Genomic DNA, 22,607 nt, shown 5'->3' with positions numbered 1-22,607 from the left:
GGTTGTTCCATATGAATTAATGAGAATTATACCACAATATTCACTATCCTGCCTTTCACCACAATAACCTTGCGTATAGATTTGCCCTCAAGATAGCGCTGCACGTCCTCATTCGCTAACACGGCTTGCTCCACATCGGCTGGTTCCAGGCTGAGTGATAAGGGGAGGTTCATCCGCATCTTGCCATTGACGGAGATGGGATAGGCAAATTCGCTTTCTACGAGGTAATCGGGATTGAATGCGGGGTATGTTGCATAGGACAACTTGCCCGGTTCATTTCCCAGCAACGTCCATAGCTCCTCCGTGATATGAGGGGCATAGGGATGCAAAACGATACACAAATCATGCAATATGCCTCGTTTGTTACACTTCAGGTCGGTAAGCTCATTCACGCAAATCATGAAGGCCGATACAGAGGTATTGAACGAGAACCGTTCGATATCTTCTTCCACTTTCTTGATGATTTTATGCAAGGCCTTCAACTCCGCCTTGCTGGATGATTCATCGGACACGGAAAAATTGCCCTGGCCATCATGGAACAGCCTCCATAGCTTCCGGAGGAATTTATATACCCCCTCAATACCGTTGGTATTCCAGGGCTTGCTTTGTTCCAATGGGCCGAGGAACATTTCGTACATCCGGAGCGTGTCTGCCCCGTATTGTTCGATAATGTCATCCGGGTTTACGACGTTGTACTTGGACTTCGACATCTTCTCTACCTCATGCCCACAGTGATACTTGCCATTTTCGAGGATAAAGTCGGCATCGACAAAATCGGGCCTAAATTGACGGAACGAATCCAGATCGAGGGTATCGTTGCTTACGATGTTGACATCCACATGCAATGCTACCGTAGCGTATTGGTCTTTCAGCCCATGGGATACAAAGGTATTGGTACCCTTGCCTTCTGCATCCAACACGCGATATACGAAATTACTACGCCCTTGGATCATTCCTTGGTTGATTAGCTTTTTGAACGGCTCTTCCTCGGGAACATAACCCATGTCCTTGAGAAATTTATTCCAAAAGCGGCTATAGAGCAAATGCCCTGTAGCGTGTTCCGAACCACCGATATATAAATCCACGGCTTTCCAATAGTTTACCGCTTCCCTAGATGCAAACTCACCCGCATTATGGGCATCCATATACCGGTACCAGTACCAGCTCGACCCGGCCCAACCGGGCATGGTACTCAATTCATATTCAAAGGTGTCGCGGTACTTCCATCCCTTGGCGCGGCCTAAAGGCGGTTCGCCGGATTCGGTAGGAAGGTATTTGTCAACTTCGGGCAATATGAGGGGCAATTCGCCTTCTTCAATCAACTGGGGCAGCCCATCCTTGAAGTAAACAGGCACTGGTTCGCCCCAATAGCGTTGGCGGCCAAAGATGGCATCCCGCATCCGGTAATTGATCGTAGCCTTGCCCGCTCCGATGGATTCCAGCTCAGCAACCAGCACGTCCACCGCTTCTAGGTAAGTGAGGCCATTGATGATACCCGAATTGATATACCTACCCTCCTTCGTTGCGTCTGCTTGCCCATCCAGTTGTTGGGCATCTGAAATAGGGATAATGGGTAAGCCGAAATGCGTAGAAAACAAATAGTCCCGTTGATCACCCGAAGGCACGGCCATGACCGCGCCCGTGCCGTATCCAGCCAACACATAATCCGCTATCCATATGGGTATGGTTTTGGCTGTAAGGGGGTGCACCACATAGCAGCCAGTGAATGCCCCAGAAACCGCTTTTACATCGGCCATGCGGTCAAGTTCGGATTTCTTCTTGGTCTGCGCCACATAGGCATCCACTTCAGCTCGCTGTCCTGGGGTGGTCAACTGATTGACCAGCTCATTTTCGGGTGCAAGTACCAGGGCATTTACACCATAGATGGTATCCACACGGGTTGTGAAGACTTCGATATATTGATCATCCCCAAGGGAAGGTACGGTAAACCTTACGCTTGCACCTATGCTTTTCCCTATCCAGTTGCGCTGCATTTCCACCAAAGGATCCGGCCAATCGACGGTATCCAACCCGTTGAGTAAACGCTCCGCATAAGCTGTGATACGCATGCTCCATTGCATCATCTTCTTCTGTACCACGGGATAGCCGCCACGTTCGGAAACGCCGTTGACCACTTCGTCATTGGCCAATACCGTGCCCAATGCGGGGCACCAATTGACTGTACTCTCCCGCAGGTAGGCCAGTCGGTATTTCAGCAATTCCCGTTGTTGCTGTTCTTCGCTAAAACTCGCCCACTGCGCGGCCGTAAATATGGCGGTATCTTCATCAGATACCGCGAGGAGACCATTGCTTCCGTTAGTTTCAACGTGCGCGATCAGTGTAGCAATAGGCTCTGCCCTATCGTTGGCTTTGTTATACCAGGCATCAAAAAGTTGCGTGAAAATCCACTGCGTCCATTTATAAAAAGCGGGATCGCTGGTGCGCACTTCCCTTTCCCAATCAAATGAGAAGCCGATGTTATCCAACTGCTCGCGGTAACGCTCGATGTTGGCCGCTGTGGTGACGGCGGGATGCTGCCCAGTCTGGATGGCGTATTGCTCTGCCGGAAGGCCAAAGGAATCGTAACCCATGGGGTGAAGGACGTTGAACCCCTTCAGCCGCTTATAGCGCGCAAAGATATCCGAAGCGATGTATCCCAATGGATGTCCGACATGCAATCCAGCACCGGATGGATACGGAAACATATCCAATATATAATATTTTGGCTTTTCAGACGTATTATCTACACGGAAGGTATGGTTATCCGCCCAAAATTTCTGCCACTTTTCCTCAATCGCTTTATGCTGGTAGTCCATGTATATCGGGAATTAATAAGAACGGCGAAAATACAAAAAATCTCAATCCAATGGCCAATATCTCATATCTTATCAGTAATTTCGCCTGCAAAACCATGTGAAGATGGAAGTCTATGAAGTAAGTGCATCCTCAAAAAAGACCAAATCCGTATACATATCTACGGTTATCAGCATTGCTTTGGTCCTGTTGATGACCGGTTTGCTGGGGCTTATATTGGTGCATGCGAAGAATTTATCCAATTATGTAAAAGAGAACATCGTGCTGAACATCATCGTGAATGAAGGGGTGAGCGAAGGAGATGTTTTGGCTTTGCAAAAGGATCTGAATGCGGATGAGTATGTGCTACGTTCGCAGTACATCAGCAAGGAGTTGGCCGCCAAGAACCTTTCGGAGGAATTGGGCGAAGACTTCGTGTCTTTCCTGGGGCACAATCCATTGTTGTCTTCCATCGATGTATATCTGAAAGCCGCTTACGCGAATACGGATAGCATCACCACGTTTATCGAAAAGGTATCAGCTAATAAAATGGTGAAGGAAGTGGTTTATCAGGAGTCGCTCATCGACATGGTTAACCAGAACATCCGCATCATTGGGTTAGTGATACTAGCGTTTACAGCCATCCTGCTCATCATAGCCGTAGCCCTCATCAACAACACGATCCGGTTGGCCGTTTATTCGCAGCGTTTCCTGATTAAAAGCATGCAGATGGTCGGTGCTACCAAGGGGTTCATCAGGCGCCCGTTTTTGGGCTACGGCATCCTGCATGGACTGCTCGGAGCGCTCATTGCCATCCTGCTCTTGCTGCTAACCCTGCATTTTGGGCAACGGGAAATCCCTGAATTGGTGTTCTTGCGCAACTGGATTGAATTCATTGCCATATTCGTTATCGTAGCCCTACTTGGAATCTTGATTTCAGGATTGAGCACCTATTTTGCCGTCAGCAAATACTTAAGGTTGAAATCCAACGAACTATACAGATAATATCATATCGCTTATGTCACAACAGAAAAAACCACAACAGCCTGGAAAGGTCTCTTTTGTATTTGGAAAACGAAATTACCAGTTGTTTTTACTGAGCATTGCGGTGGTTCTACTCGGATTCATCCTGATGATCGGGACAGAAGACATTTATAGTTTCACCAAAATCACGCTTGCCCCGTTTACGGTGGTATTGGGTTTTGCGTTAGGTGTGGTAGCTATTTTGATAAAACCTAAAACCCCCAGGAACAGTTAATGTCTTTATTTGAAGTGATTGTGTTGGCCATTGTCGAAGGCCTCACGGAGTTTTTACCCGTATCTTCCACTGGCCATATGATTATCGTATCGGCCTTGATGGGGATACCCCCCACCCCATTCGTCAAATTGTTTACCATTGCCGTTCAGCTTGGCACCATCCTTTCGGTTTTGGCACTCTACTATAAGCGCTTTTTCCGTTCGCTGACGTTTTACTATAAACTCGTGGTGGCCGCCATACCTGCATCCATATTTGGCTTTTTGTTCAGCGACCATATCGATGGCATGCTCGAAAGCCCATTGACGGTAGCCATTATGCTGGTTATTGGTGGTGTCGTATTATTGTTTATCGATAGCTTATTCAATAAACCGACGATAGATGATTCGGACGACATCAGTTACATGCAAGCCCTAAAAATCGGTTTATTCCAATGCTTGGCGCTCATACCGGGCACTTCACGATCCGCAAGCACGATCATTGGGGGGATGACACAGAACCTCACCCGTAAAGCGGCTGCGGAGTTTTCCTTCTTCTTGGCTGTTCCAATGATGTTTGGGGCCACTGTGCTGAAGCTGAAAAGTCATTTTGACAATGGAAATGGGTTAGACAGTAAGGAAATCAACCTGCTTATCATTGGCAACATGATTGGTTTTGTCGTGGCCATCATTGCCATCAAGTCCTTTATAGGTGTGGTCACCAAATACGGCTTTAAGGCATTTGGCTGGTATCGAATCATTGTGGGCGGCATTATCATTGCCATGTTGCTAAGTGGGCACAGCCTGCAAATCTTATAATGGAACTTCCTCCCACACATCATACCCCATTCCATTTTACCGAGGGCGAGGTGCTGTTGATTGATAAACCACTCACATGGACCAGCTTCGATGTTGTGCAGAAAATCCGCAATGCCATCAAACCACAGAAAGTAAAGGTAGGCCACGCGGGCACGCTCGACCCCTTGGCTACTGGCCTGCTTATCCTATGCACGGGTAAATTCACGAAAAGAATTGAAGAATTCCAAGCTCAAGAAAAAGAATATACAGGCACCATCACCTTGGGGGCCACCACCCCATCCTATGATTTGGAGCGCGAGATAGACCAGCGGTTTGATATTTCAGGCATCACCAATGAAATGATTGCGGAAACAGCAGCATCCTTTGTAGGTGAAATCGAACAAATACCCCCTGCACATTCGGCGGTAAAAATAGATGGGGAGCGTGTATACGAAAAGGCCCGACGCGGTGAAATAGTTAATATCAAATCACGTATCGTTCAAATCCGTGAATTCGAGGTGGTGAGCATTGCCTTGCCTGATGTCGAGTTTAGGGTGGTATGCAGTAAGGGCACCTACATTCGTTCGTTGGCTCACGACTTTGGTAAGGTCATGGGTAATGGTGGCCACTTAAGCAGTCTGAGAAGGACAAAAAGTGGAAATTTCCAAGTAGAAAACGCTTGGCAAGTGGCCGATTTGGTCAAACACATACGGGAGACGAAAGCTGCCGCTAACGATTGAAGCCCTGAATGCATAAGCCACTGAAAACTTTTACCTTTGCACAAACAGTTTCTAGATGAACATTTATAGAGACCTTGAAGATTTTATCCCTTTGGATAATGCAGTGGTCACCATTGGCACCTTTGATGGTGTACATATCGGTCATCAAAAAATATTGAGCACATTAAAGGAATGCGCTAGGAATATCAACGGCGAAACGGTATTGCTTACCTTTTTTCCACATCCCCGCATGATTCTGCACCCGGAGGACGACAGCCTACGGATCATCAGTGATATCGAGGAAAAAGTACAACTGCTGGCAGATGCCGGTATAGACCACCTCATCATCACCCCATTTACCCGTGATTTTTCAAACCAGTCGCCCGAAGAATATATCCGCGAGGTGCTGGTGGGCAAAATTGGCACCAAAAAAATCGTTATCGGTTATGACCATCAGTTTGGCAAGGACCGTGAAGGATCGCTCAAGGATTTGCTCAAGCATGCCGAAATCTATGGCTACGAGGTGGAACAGATCCCTGAGCAGGATATTAATGATGTAGCCGTGTCATCCACCAAAATACGGGAGGCACTTATCAAAGGCGACATTGATACGGCAAACAGCTATTTAGGATATCCGTTCCTATTAACGGGCAGGATCATCAGGGGCAATCAATTGGGAAGGGGTATCGGCTATCCTACGGCCAATCTCCAAGTGCAGGAGAACCATAAGCTCATCCCCGCCTACGGCATATATGCCGTGGAGGCAGCCATCATTGAGCCAAAGGAAATCAAAACAGGGCCTTACCGTCCGAACATACCTGAACACATTGTCAAAGGGATGGGGTATATCGGTACCCGACCTACCGTCGATGGTGTAAGTAGAAGCATTGAAGTACATCTCTTCGACTTCCAAGGGGATATTTACGGCAAAACACTACGTGTGAAGTTCCTTCATTTCATCCGGCACGACCAATGGTTTGAGACCATGCAAGAATTAGTGGATCAAATGTCCGTCGATGAGAAAAAGGTAAGGGAATTATTGGATATGTAAATAGAACTGACCGCCGATAACCAACTAAGCGCTAAAATACGCGCGTACATTCTTGCCTTCCACCCAGTTCATATATGCCCTGTTGACTACCCTGTTGCCTCCTGGGGTTGGGTAATCGCCGGAAAAATACCAATCTCCCTTATGGCCGGGGCACGCGATATGCAGGTTATCCAGTTTTTGGTATATAACCTCCACATCGGCTTTAATATGCGTTCCGCGAATGATGCCCGCTATTTCCTTGGAAATCTCTTCATCCGTGAATGGCGCATACACGGCCTTCACGTAATTTTCCACTTCTTCCTTGGGCATTTCCAATGATGTTAGGCATTTTCTGTATACTTCTTCTACAACCTCACCCATCCCGTGCTTGTATAACAAGGAAACCGCTGCCTCGAAGGCCACGAATTCACCCATGCGCGACATATCAATGCCGTAGCAATCGGGGTAGCGGATTTGCGGTGCGGAGGAAACGATAACGATTTTTTTGGGATGTAGCCGGTCGAGAATGGTCAAGATACTTTGTTTAAGGGTGGTGCCCCTCACAATCGAGTCGTCTACCGCCACGATGGTATCCACATGGCTCTTTACCACACCATAGGTCGTATCATACACATGCTGTACCATGTCCTGTCGGTCGGCATCCTGTGTAATAAATGTCCGGAGCTTGGCGTCTTTGATATTTAGCTTTTCAAATCGGGGTGCGATACTCAGCATATCGTCCAACTCTTTATCAGAAATCTTATCTGCCCTGTTCAGCAGGGTATCCTTCTGCAAGTTGCGAACATATTCATTGATACCCTCTTCGAGGCCATAGAAAGCCACTTCCGCCGTGTTTGGGATGTATGAAAACACCGTGTTTTTAATATCACGGTCAATCGCATCCAGTACTTGCGGGCATAATAATCTACCTAAATACTTCCGTTCCTGATAGATGGCTGCATCACTGCCCCGTGAAAAGTAAATCCGTTCAAACGAGCACGCCTTCTTTTCCACGGGTTCCCTGAACATCTCCTCGGTAATGGTACCGTCTTTTTTTATAATCAATGCATAGCCCGGTTTGATCTCGTTGATCTCTTCAAACTTCACATCGAATGCGGTTTGGATGGCGGGCCTCTCGGAGGTGACCACCACCATTTCGTCATTGATGTAGTAGTATGCCGGTCTGATGCCCACTGGATCACGCATCACAAAAGCATCGCCATGACCCAATATTCCACTGATGGTATATCCCCCATCCCAGGTCTTTGCCGATTTGCGCAAAATCCGAGCCACATCGAGGTTATCAGCAATCAATCCACTGATATCGATGTTACTGTGGTTGCCTTCAAGCTTGAATTTGTCGAACAGTTCTTGGTTCTCGGAATCCAGGAAGTGGCCGATCTTTTCCAATACTGTGACGGTGTCTGCCCTTTCCTTTGGGTGCTGGCCCAATTCATATAGCTGCTCAAGCAATTCATCCACATTGGTCATGTTGAAATTGCCGGCTATCACAAGGTTACGTGTCATCCAATTGTTTTGACGCAAAAATGGATGGCAGCTTTCGATGCTGTTTTTGCCGTGTGTGCCATACCTCAGGTGTCCCATCAGCACTTCTCCGGTAAAACTCACATTTTCCTTGAGCCATTGACTATCTGCAAATCGATCTGGGTAGGTGCGCTGCACGGTTGCGAATTTCCGCTGTACATACTCAAAAATATCGGCCACCGCGTTTGGCGCCATGGACCGGTAACGACTGATGTAGCGGTTTCCGGGTTTTACATTGAGTTTGATGGTAGCAATACCGGCTCCGTCCTGTCCACGGTTATGCTGTTTTTCCATCAATAAATATAACTTATTGATGCCGTATAGGGCCGTACCGTACTTTTCCTGATAATATGAAAGGGGTTTTAGCAGGCGAATCAGTGCGATACCGCACTCATGTTTGATAGCGTCACTCATGTTGTGTTTTGAGGACGCAAAGATACACAATTTTTATGTATTTATTTTTTTGTGTTTTTGGTTTTATTGCTATTTTTATACGGCCACACTACTTCCCAACTTTCGGTCTTCCCGACTCCTTTCACGCAAAGCCCGCAAAGACGCTTCGCTTCCCGCAAAGATACCTTTCCTTTACTTGCAGACTTCCTGATTTTCGGTCTTTCTGACTTCTGGACTTCATCACTCCGTTACAGTGTCTCCCCATGCTGGCTGATATCCAGCCCCATTTCTTCCTCTTCCGGGGATACACGCAATTTACTGATCAGGTCGGTAACTTTCAACAAAGCAAACGCCATCACAAACGTGAAGACGGCAGCGCCAACTAAGCCGATGACATGCGCAATGAAAAGACCGGTCTCCCCGAAAAACAACCCATCAGTCTCCACCGCTTCATTTATAGTATGCGTAGCGAAAACCCCTGTAAACAGCATCCCCACCATGCCACCCACACCATGGCTTGGAAACACATCCAGCGTGTCGTCCACCCGTGAATGGGTGCGCCATTCGACTACTAACCTGCTGATAATGGACGCGACCACCCCGATAATCAACGAATGGGGCACCGTTACAAAACCTGCTGCAGGTGTGATGGCAACCAAGCCAACCACTACCCCGATGCATACGCCCATGGCGGTGGGCTTTTTACCCCTTGCAGCATCGAAAAATATCCATGCCAAGGCGGCAGCGGCGGAGGCGGTGCTGGTGGTGGCCAATGCGGTAGCTGCCAAATCACTTGCTTCAAATGCGGAGCCGGCATTGAACCCGAACCATCCAAACCATAGCAAGCCCGTACCTAATATTACATAGGTAATTCGCGCAGGGTTATGTCCCCCGTTCGAGTAGCCCTGTTTGAGGTAAAGGGCCGAGGCCAATGCCGTGACACCAGCAGACATGTGCACCACCGTGCCCCCCGCGAAATCGAGCACCCCCATACCGGCCAATAGCCCATCGGGATGCCAAGTAGCGTGAGCGAGCGGGGCATATATGAATACAAAAAACAAGCAAATAAACAACACATAGGATGTAAATTTTATCCGCTCGGCAAAAGCTCCCGTAATCAAGGCCGGGGTAATGATGGCAAACTTGAGTTGATACATCGCAAATAAAACAAAAGGAATGGTGGGCGCTCCAGGCCAATTAGGCCCACCTAGCACCCCTTCAAACATAAAGTAAGTGGCTGGATTGCCTATGATGCCGCCAACAGACTCTCCAAATACCAAGCTGAAACCAAATACCACCCATACGACCGCTACCACAGCCATACAGATAAAGCTTTGGAGCATGGTGGAAATTACGTTTTTCTTCTTGACCATACCGCCATAGAAAAAAGCTAGACCTGGTGTCATAATCAACACCAAAGCTGTGGAGGTCAACATCCAAGCGATGTCGGCGGTATCATATTCGTTGTCACCATCGATAGGCATTCCAGGATAAAACAGCGCCAATAGGACGACAATGACGAGCAAAATAAAAGGAATCGTAGATTTTTTTGATTTCATTAGTTATGTAGCAATTTAATACTCCAACAAGCCAGTCGTTATCCCAGAATTTTCATAAAAACTCTGATTTGACAGCTTATTTTGTTTGATTAGCGATTAATTAAAGACAAAAGTAGCATATAAATATAAATTTATCAATAAAATGTTTATTTTTTTGAATTATTTTCAAGATAAATAGAAAATTTAATAAAATTATTATTCAACTAAATACGCACGTCAAGTTGTCGCATTGTACCCGCTATAAAGTCTCAATCCCCCCTATTGATTTTTGTGATTAACCTTATATTTGTATCATGGCGGAATAACCCGCTATGTATTAAACCGTTTAACATCATGAAACAGCTATTGCTTATGTTCATGGCCTTTTTGGCCTTTTCATTTACTTCGAAAGAGGTAAACCATCCTGCGGATCACACGCACAGCAGTTTTGTTTTACTGCAAAACGACAAGGCCTTCCTGCGGGATTATTACCGCAAAACCGGGAATGATTTACAAAAAAGCGTCGAAAACCTGAGTGAGGCTCAACTGCAATACAAGCCCTCTGCTGAGGAATGGTCGATAAGCCAGTGCTTGGAACACATTATCCTGACCGAGAAAATGCTCTTCGACATGACCAAGGAATCGCTTGATAAGCCGGCCAATCCGGAACGGAGAAATGAGGTAGAAGTGACCGACCAAAAAATCATTGATGGCATCACGGACCGCAGTTCCAAGGTCAAGGCATCCGAAGGGCTGCAACCTAAAGGAATATACACCGATCAGAAAACCGCGTTGGATGATTTAACTAACCAACGGGCCGAAATACTGGCGCTCATTGAAAAGGTATCCATCGATGACCTGCGCAATCACATCAGCGACTCCCCTTTCGGGGCTACGGATGCCTATCATTGGTTGCTTTTCATTGCTGGCCATACCGCGCGCCACACCTTGCAAATTGAGGAGGTGAAGGCGACCGATGGTTTTCCTACAAACTAAATAAAATACCCAAAACCTCGCAGGTACTCCAGTGCGATAACTGCGCACAAACCTGCGAGGTTATAATCTTAAATGTGGAAAACCTAATCCGTATAAACACAACCAATTGGCGTATCCTCCTGATTAAAGCCCATGATCTCATTAGGCTTTCCTTTTAAAAAACCGTAAGTTTGTTTGGGTAATTCGTTTACCCAACCGGTTTTTTTGAGGCAAGCGATGTATTTGATATTTGACACCGAAACGACAGGCCTTCCCAAGCGGTGGGATGCGCCTATTACCGATACCGACAACTGGCCACGATGCATACAAATCGCTTGGCAATTGCATGATGCGATGGGCAACCTCTTGGAGCATCAGGATTACCTGGTGAGACCAGATGGGTTTAACATCCCCTTTGATGCAGAGCGTATCCATGGTATTTCCACCGAATTGGCCAGCGAACAAGGCATAGCCTTGGAAGAAGTGCTCGAAAAGTTCAATGTGGCGTTGGCCAAGGCAAAGTTTGTGGTGGGGCAAAACATTGGCTTCGATATCAACATCATGGGATGTGAGTTCCACCGCCTTGGTGTGGATACTGCTTTGGCGAGTATACCTATATTGGACACTTGTACAGAAGTGACCGCCGAGTTGCTCAAAATCCCCGGTGGCCGCGGAGGCAAGTTCAAATTGCCCACCCTTACTGAATTACACCAGTACCTTTTCGGTATCCCTTTTTCCGAAGCGCATAATGCTACGGCTGACGTAGAGGCTACCACGCGTTGTTTCCTCGAATTGGTGAAACGGGATATCTTCACGCCTGAGGAACTGCAGGCAGATACCGGCTATTTCGTTGAATTCAGGAAGAACCACCCCCAACCTGCACAGCCCATTGGGCTTACCCATATCAACCTCAAGGCTGCGTCTGATGAAATCCGCAGACGCCAACAAAGCCATCAAGCATCAGATATTTCTAAACAGGAGCTTGAGGCCAACAAAAGGGATATGGCCAAGGTGGATTTTGTGCACCTGCATAACCATACGCAGTTTTCCGTATTGCAATCCACCATTTCCGTCACAAACCTGGTCAAAGCGGCTGCCGATCAGGGGATGCCGGCTGTGGCAATTACCGACCATGGCAACATGATGGGAGCATTCCATTTTGTGAGCAGTGTACTCAACCATAACAAGGGTGCGGAAGCTAAAAACAAGACCGCCGTCGAAAATGGTGAAACGCCTACAGAGACGGTCATCAAGCCGATCGTGGGTTGCGAATTTTTCGTGTGCGAAGACCACACGGATAAATCCCGAAAAGACAATGGTTACCAAATCGTATTGTTAGCCAAAAACAAACGCGGCTACCATAACTTGGCCAAAATGTCGTCCATAGCTTATACCAAAGGGTTTTATTATGTACCTCGGATTGACCGAAAGGTTGTTGAGCAATACAAGGAAGATATCATCGTCCTCTCCGGCAACCTCTATGGCGAAGTCCCCAGTAAAATCCTCAACATGGGCGAAAACCAAGCTGAAGAGGCCTTGGTTTGGTGGAAAAACACATTCGGCAGTGATTTTTACATCGAGCTGATGCGACATGGTCAGGAAGATGAGGACCGCGTGAACCAAAGCCTCATTGCATTGGCCAACAAGCATGAGGTGAACGTGGTGGCAACCAACAATACGTATTATATAAACAAAGCAGACGCCCATGCGCACGATATCCTGCTTTGTGTGAAGGATGGGGAAAAACTGACCACCCCAAAGGGTCGTGGCCGTGGTTTCCGCTTCGGGCTTCCCAATGACGAATACTACTTCAAATCGGGCGAGGAAATGCGAAAGGACTTTGTCGACCTACCCGAGGCCATCCTCAACATCCAGGAAATCCTGGATAAAATCGAACCATACTCGTTGTATCGTGATGTGCTGTTACCTAAGTTTGGTATCCCGAACGAGTTTCAAGTGGATGAGGATAAACTGGATGGTGGAAAACGGGGTGAAAACAAGTATTTACGCCACCTCACCTATGTAGGGGCAGAAAAACGATATCCGGAAATTACGCCCGAAATACGCGAGCGATTGGATTTCGAACTGAAAACCATCGAGAATACCGGATATCCGGGCTATTTCCTCATCGTTCAAGATTTTATTGCAGAGGCCCGAAAATTGGATGTATCGGTAGGGCCCGGCCGGGGTTCAGCGGCAGGCTCGGCGGTGGCTTATTGCTTGGGCATCACCAACATCGACCCCATTGCATACGACCTGCTTTTCGAACGGTTCCTCAATCCTGACCGTGTTTCCATGCCCGATATCGACATTGATTTCGACGACGAGGGCCGCGGACGCGTGATGGATTATGTGATCAATAAATATGGCGCAAACCAGGTAGCTCAGATCATCACCTATGGCACCATGGCAGCCAAATCCTCAATACGTGACACGGCAAGGGTGCTGGATTTACCTTTGTTTGAGGCCGATAAGATTGCCAAGCTCATTCCCAACCTGAAACTCAATAAAATCTTCAGTATGGATGCGCAGGCACTGAAAAGTGCCCTGCGTTCGGAGGAATTGGAAAACGTTCAACAACTGGTCTCCATTGCAGGCGGCACCGGTGTGGAAGCTGAAACCATCCGCCAAGCCAAAATACTCGAAGGATCACTACGCAACACAGGTATACATGCATGCGGCGTCATCATCACGCCTGATGACATCACCAACTTTGTACCGGTAGCTACAGCCAAGGATTCCGATCTGTACGTTACACAATTTGATAACTCCGTAGTAGAAAGCGCTGGGTTGCTCAAAATGGACTTCCTGGGCCTTAAAACCCTTACGCTTATCAAGGATACGGTGAAAATCGTGAAGCTTCGGCATGGTATTGAGCTCAACCCCGATGAATTCCCGATAGACGACCAAAAAACCTACGAGCTTTTCCAACGCGGCGAAACCATCGGCATCTTCCAATACGAGTCGCCCGGCATGCAAAAACACATGAAGGATCTTAAGCCTACGGTTTTTGGTGACTTGATAGCCATGAATGCCTTATACCGTCCGGGTCCTATGGAATATATTCCCAGTTTCATCCGCCGTAAGCATGGCCATGAACCCATTGCCTATGATTTGGAAGCCTGTGAGGAATACCTCAAGGAAACCTACGGAATAACCGTATACCAAGAGCAGGTGATGCTCTTGTCGCAAAAACTCGCCAACTTCACCAAAGGCGAGGCGGATGTACTCCGTAAAGCCATGGGTAAAAAGCAGCGTGATGTACTCGATAAGATGAAGCCAAGATTTATCGAGCAAGCCGCCGCCAACGGCCACAGCGCTAAAGTGCTTGAGAAAATATGGAAAGATTGGGAAGCATTTGCTAGCTATGCGTTTAACAAGTCGCATTCCACTTGCTACGCTTGGGTGGCCTACCAAACTGCCTACCTCAAGGCCCACTACCCCGCAGAGTATATGGCTGCCGTGCTGTCTAACAACATGAACGACATCAAACAAGTTACATTCTTCATGGAAGAATGCAAGCGGATGGGCCTACAGGTCTTGGGGCCCGATGTCAATGAGTCGTTCTATAAATTTGCCGTAAACGAACAGAATGCTATCCGTTTCGGGATGGGAGCTGTGAAAGGCGTGGGGGCTGGAGCCGTGGAAACCATTGTCCAAAATCGAGAAGACAGCCCCTATAAATCCATCTTTGACCTCGCAAGACGTATTGATCTGCGGGCTGCCAACAAAAAGGCTTTTGAAAGCCTTGCCTATGCCGGCGGATTTGATTGTTTCCCGGGCACGCACCGTGCACAATATTTCCATGCCGACGGAGATGGGGGGACTGCCTTGGAAAAGGCGTTGAAATATAGCGCAAAATATAAGGAGAATGAAAATTCGGCACAGGTAAGCCTCTTTGGTGACAGCAGTGAAATTCAGATCCCCGAACCTACCCTCCCCGTTTGCCCGGAATGGGGATTAATCGAAAAACTAAAGTACGAAAAGGATGTCATCGGTATTTACCTCACCAGCCATCCGTTAGACAATTATAGGTTCGAAATCGACCATTTCTGCCAACATCCGGTACGTTTGCTTACGTTCATCGATAAAGTAAAGGGACTGGAAATAGACGATGAGGTCCGTATGGAATTCAATAAAATTAAGAATAGGGAACTCATCATTGGTGGAATGGTAACTGCCGCCAACCACCGTATCACCAAAAACGGCAAACCCTTTGGCGTGATGATGCTTGAGGATTATACGGACTCCTATGAAATTGCCTTATTTGGCGAGGATTATGTGAAGATGAAGGGATACCTCCACGAGGGTTACTTCATACAGGTAAGGGGTGTCATTCAAGAACGTTACCGACAGGTTGGTAATTGGGGTTTTGAGGTGAAAAGCATGCAGCTGCTTTCGGATTTGCGGGATAAGCTAGCCAAATGCATCACCATACAAATCCCTTTGCATGAATTGGATGATGATTTTGTGAGCCGTATCAAACACATCGTGCACGCCAATATGGAGCAACACGAAAACAAAACCTGCCAATTGAGATTTGCGGTGCGGGATTTCGACGCGGAAATCAGCATTGAAATGCCGTCGAAAGGCGTAAAAATCAGCCCAAGCAACGATTTTATTGAGGCACTTACCGAAATGAACGGTGTCAACTACAAGTTAAATTAATGTCAGATTGTCTGCTTTTATGCCTTGGCAATGAATTTGATGATTACCTTTGTGAAGACGGAAAATCCGGAAGTTGGATTTAAAAAGTAAATTATCAAATAAAAACGGCTGGTAGCTAAAAGCGAATGGCTGATAGCTGATAGTCATAACTAACAAAAATCATGGCATTAGAAATCACAGACAGCAACTTTGATGAAGTTGTATTGCAATCGGACAAACCTGTATTGATAGATTTTTGGGCAGAATGGTGCGGTCCGTGCCGCATGGTGGGCCCCATTGTGGAAGAATTGGCCAAAGAATATGACGGCAGGGCCGTGGTGGGTAAGGTAAATGTGGACCATAATCCCGATATCTCGGTAAAATATGGTATCCGTAATATTCCGGCATTGTTGTTTTTCAAGAATGGCGAGATCGTGGATAAGCAAATTGGTGCTGTACCCAAATCCGTATTGACTGATAAACTGGTTAAGCAACTGTAAAAACAAGTTATATAAAAAAGAGGCTATTCGATAGCCTCTTTTTTATGCCTATAACTAGGCCAACCTTTATTTAGAAGCCTGCTCCTCTTCCTGTTGCCAATTTATCCGTCCCGAAAAATACATCAGTAAAGCGATCGTAATAAAAAGTCCGATGCTACCGAAAAGCAAGGCCATGTCCTGCAACTGAATGATTGTGAAGATAAATAAGTAAAAAAACGACATGATGGCAGCAAATAATAAGGCCATCTTGAGCCGACCAAGCAGTTTGGCAATGAAAACGCTGACCAAGATGATGGTGGCCGACGAGGCAATAAAGTATGCCATGTTAAAGCCTACATGCTCTGCAAACGATAACAAAAGACAGTAATACACAATCATGGCAGCACCAATTAACAAGTATTGGATGATGTGTATCCGCTTTTTGGTAATGATCTCGGTGAAGAAGAGCGATACAAATGTTAGCAGGATGATGAGGATAGCATATTTCGCCGTGCGTTCCGCTTTCTGGTAATGGTCTACCGGCTGGAGAAAATGAACGCCAAAGGCTTCCGCCTCTTGTACATCTGCATAGGCCGATCGCGAGTTTCCGGGCATCACTTCGGTGGTGTAGTATTCGATGTCATTAAAATCATTCCATACTCCTTGGATAGTGGTGCCATCCGAGGTCCATTGTTGGGGCAATTTCCGTGAAAAATGTGGTACCTGCCATGATGCCGTAAACCCAGTGTCATCCACTTTACGTGTTTCGGGCAGAAAACTCCCCCCGAAGCTGGGGGTCGCCCAATCGCCCTGTATTGATACGATCGTGTTTTTGGCCAATGGAATGAAGTGGAGCGACTCACTACCCTTGAGGTCTAACTCAAAACGGAAGGGTACACCGTCCAACAATCCCTCCCCAAGGTCGGGGGCCACCATCAAGTTTTGGCTAAAGGCACCTTTGGTGGAAAAATCCGTCTCAGGCTCGTATACCTGTCCGCCAACGTCCAAGTTCGGGTTATTTTTCAGCCCTTTCAGATCCCCTACTCCTACTGCCAAGCGAACCTCATCCCATTGCACATCCTCAGCAGCCACTTTAGCCCTAGCCAAATCCAGTGGCCCAAAGTGCCCTTTTACCTGTAACTTGGCTTGGTATACCACCGCTTTGAAGATACCTCGGTAAAGCAACTCAGTTTTCGTTTGCGCGGCAACCTCCAATTCATCGGGCAATACATACAAGTACTGAATGCGTTCCTCAAACTTCTCCACTTCGCCGACCATGGTTTTAATCATTGTTTTGTAGGGCACCACCATTACGGGGCCGCCGATTACCTGCTGACCGGACCACTTCTGTCCGATTTCCCTAACCACGCTTTGCTGTCGGTGTTGTCGCTCCTCGATGAGTGAGGAAATCCATAATGAGGGAATCAACAGCAGCAAAATGAGCGTACCGATGAATAAAAGTTTGGCTGATACTGATCTGCTAAGCCATTGGCCTAGTCCATAGCGTTGCTGTTCTGGTTTCATAATCATAATAACTTAAAAGAACTTTGAATTACAAAGTAAATAAAGAAACTTCATACGTCCAAATAAAACTCAAAAAATAGTACGTGATATAAAAAACCGTTCAAACAGGGGAATTCCAAGGAAAGGCTACTCTATTGATACCAGCGTGCGATTTGTCGTGTATCCACACGATATTATATCATATTTTACGTATGTTTGTGAAGTGATTTGATTATGCTAAGACAGACTTTACAACAGAAATTATTACAAAAATTATCCCCTCAGCAAATCCAGTTTATCAAACTGCTGCAGGTGCCTACCGTATCATTGGATACCCGCATCAAGGAGGAATTGGAAGAAAACCCTGCTCTGGATGACATCAGCTTGGCCAATATGAACGAGCCTGCGGAGGAGTATCCGGATAAGGACCCAGATGAGGAGAGTTTTAGCGAAGATAGCCAAAGTAGTGACCTTGATGAATTCAATGTGGACGACTACCTACAGGCGGATGATGTCAGTGACTATGCAGGTAATCAAAGCAATGGTGGCGATGACGAGGATGACCGCAAGGAAATCCCCATAGCCGTCCAAAACTCATTCTTCGAAAATCTTCAACAGCAATTGGACCTTCTGGCATTATCTGACAAGGATTTTCTTGTCGGACAGCAAATCATTGGCAGTTTGGATGACGATGGCTACCTTAGAAGGCCCATTTCCTCATTAATCGATGACTTAGCGTTTTCTCAGAATGTCATCGCCGAAGAACATGAGGTGGAAGACCTCTTAAAAATCATCCAGGAATTTGATCCTCCAGGCATTGGCGCGCGCAACCTACAAGAGTGTCTGCTTATACAACTTCGCAAAAAGGACCAGGAGAGCCCCATCATCAAAAAGGCAATGGCTGTTGTAGAAAACCACCTCGATGAATTCACCAAAAAGCATTATGACAAGTTGGAACGTTCACTCAATATCAATTCGAGTGAATTGAAGGAAATCGTAAACGAAATCCTCAAGCTTAATCCTAAGCCTGGTGATTCGGGAGCCGTGGCCGGTAAGCAGTTGCACATCATCCCGGATTTCCATATCAGCAACAACGATGGGGTGCTCCACCTGACGCTCAATGCTCGCAATGCGCCAGAGCTTCGCGTAAGCCGATCTTATCAAGAAATGTTCGATCATTACGATAAGGCTGCCCAAAAAGATAAAAAGATGAAAGAGGCAGTACAATTCGTCAAGCAAAAGCTCGATTCGGCAAAATGGTTTATCGATGCCATCAAGCAACGCCAACAGACGCTCCTCAAGACCATGAACGCCATCATGAACTACCAATATGACTATTTCCTTACGGCTGATGAGCGTAAGCTGAGACCGATGATCCTCAAAGATATCGCCGACCGCATTGATATGGACATTTCCACGGTATCTCGCGTAGCCAATTCTAAATATGTGCAGACGGAATTTGGTACTTTCCTGCTCAAATCATTCTTTTCGGAAGCCATCCAAACCGATAGTGGCGAGGAAGTGTCTAATAAAGAGGTGAAGAAAATATTGGAAGAGTGCATTTCCTCCGAGAACAAACGAAAACCGTTGGCGGATGAGAAACTGACCGAAATATTAAAAGAAAAGGGTTATACTATTGCACGCCGCACTGTGGCTAAATATCGGGAGGCTATGGGGATACCGGTGGCACGGTTGCGGAAACAGCTGTGATTTCGTAATTTTGCTCGTTCAAAACATCGAGTCATGACCAAAGTAAGAATCGGAACCGTGCAGATGAGTTGCGTAGCCGACAAGGGTGCCAACCTCGACAAGGCCGTGGGACAAATCCGAGTGGCCGCCGACAAGGGCGCGCAAATCATATGCCTACAGGAGATCTTCAATACCTTGTATTTCTGTGATGTGGAAGATTATGACAACTTTCTACTAGCAGAAAGCATTCCTGGACCATCTACTGATACACTTTCTGCCGTTGCAGCTGAATTGGGTGTGGTGGTGATCGCCTCCCTGTTTGAAAAACGCACGCAAGGCATATATCATAATACGACAGCGGTAATCGATGCGGATGGTAGTTACCTGGGCAAATACCGCAAAATGCACATCCCAGACGATCCCGGATATTATGAAAAATTCTACTTCACTCCCGGAGATCTAGGCTATAAGGTTTTCAAAACAAAATACGCTACGATTGGCGTGCTAATCTGTTGGGATCAATGGTATCCCGAAGCGGCCCGTATCACGGCTTTAATGGGTGCCGAGATACTCTTCTATCCTACCGCAATCGGTTGGGCCAACATGCAGGAAGATGCCACCAATACCGAGCAATACAATGCCTGGCAGACGATCCAACGGTCGCATGCCGTGGCAAATGGGATTCCCGTCGTATCCGTGAACCGGGTGGGTGCAGAAGCAGATATGAAGTTTTGGGGAGGATCATTCATTGCCAACCCCTTTGGCAGCTTGCTTTATAAAGCGTCGCATGATACCGAGGAAACCGCGGTGACCGAAGTGGATCTCGGACAGTCTGATTATTACCGGACACATTGGCCGTTCCTGCGTGACCGGCGAGTGGATAGTTATCAGCCCATCACAAAACGTTTCATTGATGAATGAATTAATTGGGAAGACCGGGCTTCCAAAGGAAAAAGGTTATTACTTTCCAGCCGAATGGCATCCACACGCTGCCACATGGCTGAGCTGGCCCCATAAAGAAGCTAGCTGGCCCGGCAAACTCCATACCATATACGAACCCTATAGCCGATTCATCAAGGAAGTGTCTCTCGGCGAACAGGTCTGTATCAACGTGACTGACGAAGCGATGGAAGAACTTGCTTCCAACTACCTCATCAACGCAGAGGTGGATCTCACTACCATCACCTTCTTCCTCCATCCAACGGATGATTCCTGGTGCAGGGACCATGGTCCGGCATTCCTCATCAATCCTGAAGCCGACATCAAAAAGGTCATCATAGATTGGGGCTATAATGCCTGGGGGAACAAATATCCACCCTATGAACAGGACGACATCATCCCCACCCTCGTAGGCAAAGCGTTGGATATCCCGGTTTACTATCCTGGTATTGTAATGGAAGGTGGCTCGGTTGACTTCAACGGAAAGGGTACTATCCTCACCACGCGGGCTTGCTTGTTGAACAAAAACCGTAACCCACATCTCAATCAGCATCAAATCGAGGAATACCTTTACCAATACTATGGTGTTTCACAAATCCTTTGGCTTGATGAGGGCATAGTGGGTGACGACACCGATGGCCATATCGATGACATTACACGTTTTGTCAACGCCGACACCATCGTGACCGTTGTGGAAGAAAATCGAGCGGATGAAAATTATCCCATTCTGCAGAAAAATTTGCAATCACTTAAGAACATGCGTCTCATGGATGGTAAGCAATTTAACATTGTTGAGTTGCCCATGCCTGCCCCGGTAATGTATGAGGGCCAGCAACTGCCTGCATCCTATGCCAACTTTTACATTTCCAACGCTGCCGTGGTGGTTCCCACTTACCGTGATCCAAATGACCAAAAAGCATTAGATATCCTTGCAACTTGTTTTCCCGATCGCAAAGTTGTGGGTATAGATAGCATCGATATCATATGGGGACTTGGCAGCTGGCATTGTTTGAGCCAACAGGAACCTGAAATATAAAAATTGATACACCATAATCACAAGAGATGAACAAAATTATCCATTCTTGCTTAATATTTACATTTGTTTTAACTGCAACCTTTCACGCTGTAGCACAGCGCCAACGCGACGAGCGCCCGACAATTGAAAACTTCAAAGGCATCCAATATACCGGAGACGATTCAACCTTCTATATCAATTTCAGGTTCAGGATGCAAAGCCGTTTGAGATACAACTCTTTGAGTGGAAACGACTTCAGTGCGGAAAGCTTTGAAGCCCGTATCCGGCGGTTGAGGCTACGTATGGATGGTTATATCTATAACCCCAAATTGTCGTATAGCATACAGCTGGGATTTACCCGTGGTGATCAGGATTATGACGATACGGATGTCCCAAATATTGTACGTGATGCCGTTATTTTCTATAACTTTACGGACAACTTCTATGTTGCTTTTGGGCAGAATAAACTCCCTGGGAACCGTCAACGAGTAAATTCCTCAGGAGAATTGCAATTTGCTGAACGCTCGCTGGTCAATGCGAGATTCAATATCGACCGCGACTTTGGCATCAAAGCCTATTACTCACCCAAGATTGGATCAGTGCCCGTCCACGTCAAAGGGGCCATCAGTACCGGAGAAGGACGGGTAGCCAATATGACGGATGATGGGTTGGCCTATACTGGACGGGCCGAATTCCTGCCCCTTGGCGAATTTACCAATAATGGCGATTATTATGAAGGAGACCTTGAATATGAGGAAACACCCAAACTTTCCATTGGGGGTGGCTATAGCTTCAATGACCGTACGACGCGCTCCGGTGGCCAAACCGGCAAGTACATTACCACACCGCTCTCCCTGAAAACTTCATTCTACGATGCGATTTTCAAATACCGGGGCTGGGCATATCAGGTTGAGTACATGGAACGCGGCGTAGACGATCCCTTCAGCACCGATGAGGAAGGTGAAACCATCTATGCTTTCAAAGGGAAAGGTATAAACCAACAGCTGTCCTACCTCTTGAGCAGGGACTCGGGTTATGAACTCGCCGGCAGGTACACCTGGATTAAGCCGCATCAAGATATTGGTGCATATGAAGCGCAGACCGAGGTAGTCGAGCTTGGTTTGACCAAATATTTTCGCTCGCATCGTCTCAAACTGCAACTTAACGCGCATTACCAGACCAAAGATGGAATTTACCAGACCGACCATGAAGGAAACAACTGGAGCGCGACATTCCAGATTGAACTGGGGATATAGTTCATTTGAAACATACTGATGACCGGCTGCTGATAGCAGATTGCTGCAAGCTGAT

Annotated in this window: 16 protein-coding genes; 12 read left to right on the top strand and 4 right to left on the bottom strand. The window is 46.9% G+C overall.

Annotated features, from left to right (window positions below; translation table 11 throughout):
- Nucleotides 1-26 precede the first annotated feature (26 nt).
- Nucleotides 27-2,816 carry a leucine--tRNA ligase gene (gene leuS / locus NF543_RS21830; protein ID WP_257670327.1) on the bottom strand — a complete coding sequence of 930 codons (2,790 nt, stop codon included), beginning with the start codon at nucleotides 2,814-2,816 and terminating at the stop codon, nucleotides 27-29.
- Between the two features lie 103 nt (nucleotides 2,817-2,919).
- Here leuS and NF543_RS21825 point away from each other — a divergent pair, with 103 nt between their 5' ends.
- The 5 genes from NF543_RS21825 to NF543_RS21805 are packed head-to-tail and all read left to right on the top strand — an operon-like array spanning nucleotide 2,920 to nucleotide 6,594.
- A complete protein-coding gene (locus tag NF543_RS21825; RefSeq protein WP_257670326.1) occupies nucleotides 2,920-3,798 on the top strand; it encodes a cell division protein FtsX in 879 nt (292 codons plus the stop codon).
- Between the two features lie 13 nt (nucleotides 3,799-3,811).
- Nucleotides 3,812-4,051 (top strand): DUF3098 domain-containing protein, encoded by a 240-nt coding sequence (locus NF543_RS21820; protein ID WP_257670325.1) that lies wholly within the window; start codon nucleotides 3,812-3,814, stop codon nucleotides 4,049-4,051.
- Nucleotides 4,051-4,845: an undecaprenyl-diphosphate phosphatase gene (locus NF543_RS21815; RefSeq protein WP_257670324.1), complete on the top strand. Its 795-nt coding sequence runs from the start codon at nucleotides 4,051-4,053 to the stop codon at nucleotides 4,843-4,845. The genes NF543_RS21820 and NF543_RS21815 overlap by 1 nt, the downstream gene beginning before the upstream one ends.
- Nucleotides 4,845-5,564 (top strand): tRNA pseudouridine(55) synthase TruB, encoded by a 720-nt coding sequence (gene truB, locus NF543_RS21810; protein WP_257670323.1) that lies wholly within the window; start codon nucleotides 4,845-4,847, stop codon nucleotides 5,562-5,564. Before NF543_RS21815 ends, truB begins: the two co-directional genes overlap by 1 nt.
- Before the next feature lie 55 nt (nucleotides 5,565-5,619).
- On the top strand, nucleotides 5,620-6,594 hold the full coding sequence (locus NF543_RS21805) for a bifunctional riboflavin kinase/FAD synthetase (protein ID WP_257670322.1): 975 nt from the start codon (nucleotides 5,620-5,622) through the stop codon (nucleotides 6,592-6,594).
- Nucleotides 6,595-6,618: 24 nt separating this feature from the next.
- Here the strand turns inward: NF543_RS21805 and NF543_RS21800 are convergent, their stop codons facing one another.
- Both NF543_RS21800 and NF543_RS21795 read right to left on the bottom strand, forming a co-directional pair.
- Entirely contained in the window at nucleotides 6,619-8,532 is a 1,914-nt protein-coding gene (locus tag NF543_RS21800) for an amidophosphoribosyltransferase (RefSeq protein ID WP_257670321.1), read from the bottom strand.
- 227 nt (nucleotides 8,533-8,759) lie between these two features.
- Nucleotides 8,760-10,070 (bottom strand): ammonium transporter, encoded by a 1,311-nt coding sequence (locus tag NF543_RS21795; RefSeq protein WP_257670320.1) that lies wholly within the window; start codon nucleotides 10,068-10,070, stop codon nucleotides 8,760-8,762.
- A gap of 333 nt (nucleotides 10,071-10,403) precedes the next feature.
- Between NF543_RS21795 and NF543_RS21790 the strand changes: the two genes are divergently transcribed.
- The 3 genes from NF543_RS21790 to trxA all read left to right on the top strand — a co-directional run bounded on the left by NF543_RS21790 (nucleotide 10,404) and on the right by trxA (nucleotide 16,171).
- On the top strand, nucleotides 10,404-11,045 hold the full coding sequence (locus NF543_RS21790) for a DinB family protein (RefSeq protein ID WP_257670319.1): 642 nt from the start codon (nucleotides 10,404-10,406) through the stop codon (nucleotides 11,043-11,045).
- 216 nt (nucleotides 11,046-11,261) lie between these two features.
- A complete protein-coding gene (gene dnaE, locus NF543_RS21785) occupies nucleotides 11,262-15,692 on the top strand; it encodes a DNA polymerase III subunit alpha (protein ID WP_257670318.1) in 4,431 nt (1,476 codons plus the stop codon).
- A gap of 161 nt (nucleotides 15,693-15,853) precedes the next feature.
- A complete protein-coding gene (gene trxA / locus NF543_RS21780) occupies nucleotides 15,854-16,171 on the top strand; it encodes a thioredoxin (RefSeq protein ID WP_257670317.1) in 318 nt (105 codons plus the stop codon).
- Nucleotides 16,172-16,237: 66 nt separating this feature from the next.
- On the opposite strand, the gene creD is transcribed toward trxA, so the two are convergent.
- Entirely contained in the window at nucleotides 16,238-17,674 is a 1,437-nt protein-coding gene (gene creD / locus NF543_RS21775) for a cell envelope integrity protein CreD (RefSeq protein WP_257670316.1), read from the bottom strand.
- A gap of 213 nt (nucleotides 17,675-17,887) precedes the next feature.
- Between creD and rpoN the strand changes: the two genes are divergently transcribed.
- From rpoN to NF543_RS21755, 4 genes are read left to right on the top strand one after another with little or no spacing between them, the layout of a single operon-like run.
- Nucleotides 17,888-19,363: an RNA polymerase factor sigma-54 gene (rpoN, locus tag NF543_RS21770; protein WP_257670315.1), complete on the top strand. Its 1,476-nt coding sequence runs from the start codon at nucleotides 17,888-17,890 to the stop codon at nucleotides 19,361-19,363.
- Nucleotides 19,364-19,396: 33 nt separating this feature from the next.
- Nucleotides 19,397-20,263, top strand: a complete 867-nt coding sequence (locus NF543_RS21765; RefSeq protein WP_257670314.1) for a carbon-nitrogen hydrolase — start codon at nucleotides 19,397-19,399, stop codon at nucleotides 20,261-20,263.
- The gene (locus NF543_RS21760; protein ID WP_257670313.1) at nucleotides 20,256-21,317 is read left to right on the top strand and encodes an agmatine deiminase family protein; all 1,062 of its coding nucleotides are present in this window, start codon (nucleotides 20,256-20,258) and stop codon (nucleotides 21,315-21,317) included. Before NF543_RS21765 ends, NF543_RS21760 begins: the two co-directional genes overlap by 8 nt.
- Nucleotides 21,318-21,343: 26 nt before the next feature.
- On the top strand, nucleotides 21,344-22,552 hold the full coding sequence (locus NF543_RS21755; protein WP_257670312.1) for a porin: 1,209 nt from the start codon (nucleotides 21,344-21,346) through the stop codon (nucleotides 22,550-22,552).
- Nucleotides 22,553-22,607: the final 55 nt, after the last annotated feature.

It is taken from the genome of Parapedobacter tibetensis, assembly GCF_024704835.1.
Classification (GTDB): domain Bacteria; phylum Bacteroidota; class Bacteroidia; order Sphingobacteriales; family Sphingobacteriaceae; genus Parapedobacter; species Parapedobacter tibetensis.
This window is presented reverse-complemented; position numbering and strand designations above follow the sequence as displayed.

Bases quoted from the DNA above. Each gene is read 5' to 3' on its own strand.
- leuS (WP_257670327.1), bottom strand. From the start codon at position 2,816: ATGGACTACCAGCATAAAGCGATTGAGGAAAAGTGGCAGAAATTTTGG.
- NF543_RS21825 (WP_257670326.1), top strand. From the start codon at position 2,920: ATGGAAGTCTATGAAGTAAGTGCATCCTCAAAAAAGACCAAATCCGTA.
- NF543_RS21820 (WP_257670325.1), top strand. From the start codon at position 3,812: ATGTCACAACAGAAAAAACCACAACAGCCTGGAAAGGTCTCTTTTGTA.
- NF543_RS21815 (WP_257670324.1), top strand. From the start codon at position 4,051: ATGTCTTTATTTGAAGTGATTGTGTTGGCCATTGTCGAAGGCCTCACG.
- truB (WP_257670323.1), top strand. From the start codon at position 4,845: ATGGAACTTCCTCCCACACATCATACCCCATTCCATTTTACCGAGGGC.
- NF543_RS21805 (WP_257670322.1), top strand. From the start codon at position 5,620: ATGAACATTTATAGAGACCTTGAAGATTTTATCCCTTTGGATAATGCA.
- NF543_RS21800 (WP_257670321.1), bottom strand. From the start codon at position 8,532: ATGAGTGACGCTATCAAACATGAGTGCGGTATCGCACTGATTCGCCTG.
- NF543_RS21795 (WP_257670320.1), bottom strand. From the start codon at position 10,070: ATGAAATCAAAAAAATCTACGATTCCTTTTATTTTGCTCGTCATTGTC.
- NF543_RS21790 (WP_257670319.1), top strand. From the start codon at position 10,404: ATGAAACAGCTATTGCTTATGTTCATGGCCTTTTTGGCCTTTTCATTT.
- dnaE (WP_257670318.1), top strand. From the start codon at position 11,262: ATGTATTTGATATTTGACACCGAAACGACAGGCCTTCCCAAGCGGTGG.
- trxA (WP_257670317.1), top strand. From the start codon at position 15,854: ATGGCATTAGAAATCACAGACAGCAACTTTGATGAAGTTGTATTGCAA.
- creD (WP_257670316.1), bottom strand. From the start codon at position 17,674: ATGAAACCAGAACAGCAACGCTATGGACTAGGCCAATGGCTTAGCAGA.
- rpoN (WP_257670315.1), top strand. From the start codon at position 17,888: ATGCTAAGACAGACTTTACAACAGAAATTATTACAAAAATTATCCCCT.
- NF543_RS21765 (WP_257670314.1), top strand. From the start codon at position 19,397: ATGACCAAAGTAAGAATCGGAACCGTGCAGATGAGTTGCGTAGCCGAC.
- NF543_RS21760 (WP_257670313.1), top strand. From the start codon at position 20,256: ATGAATGAATTAATTGGGAAGACCGGGCTTCCAAAGGAAAAAGGTTAT.
- NF543_RS21755 (WP_257670312.1), top strand. From the start codon at position 21,344: ATGAACAAAATTATCCATTCTTGCTTAATATTTACATTTGTTTTAACT.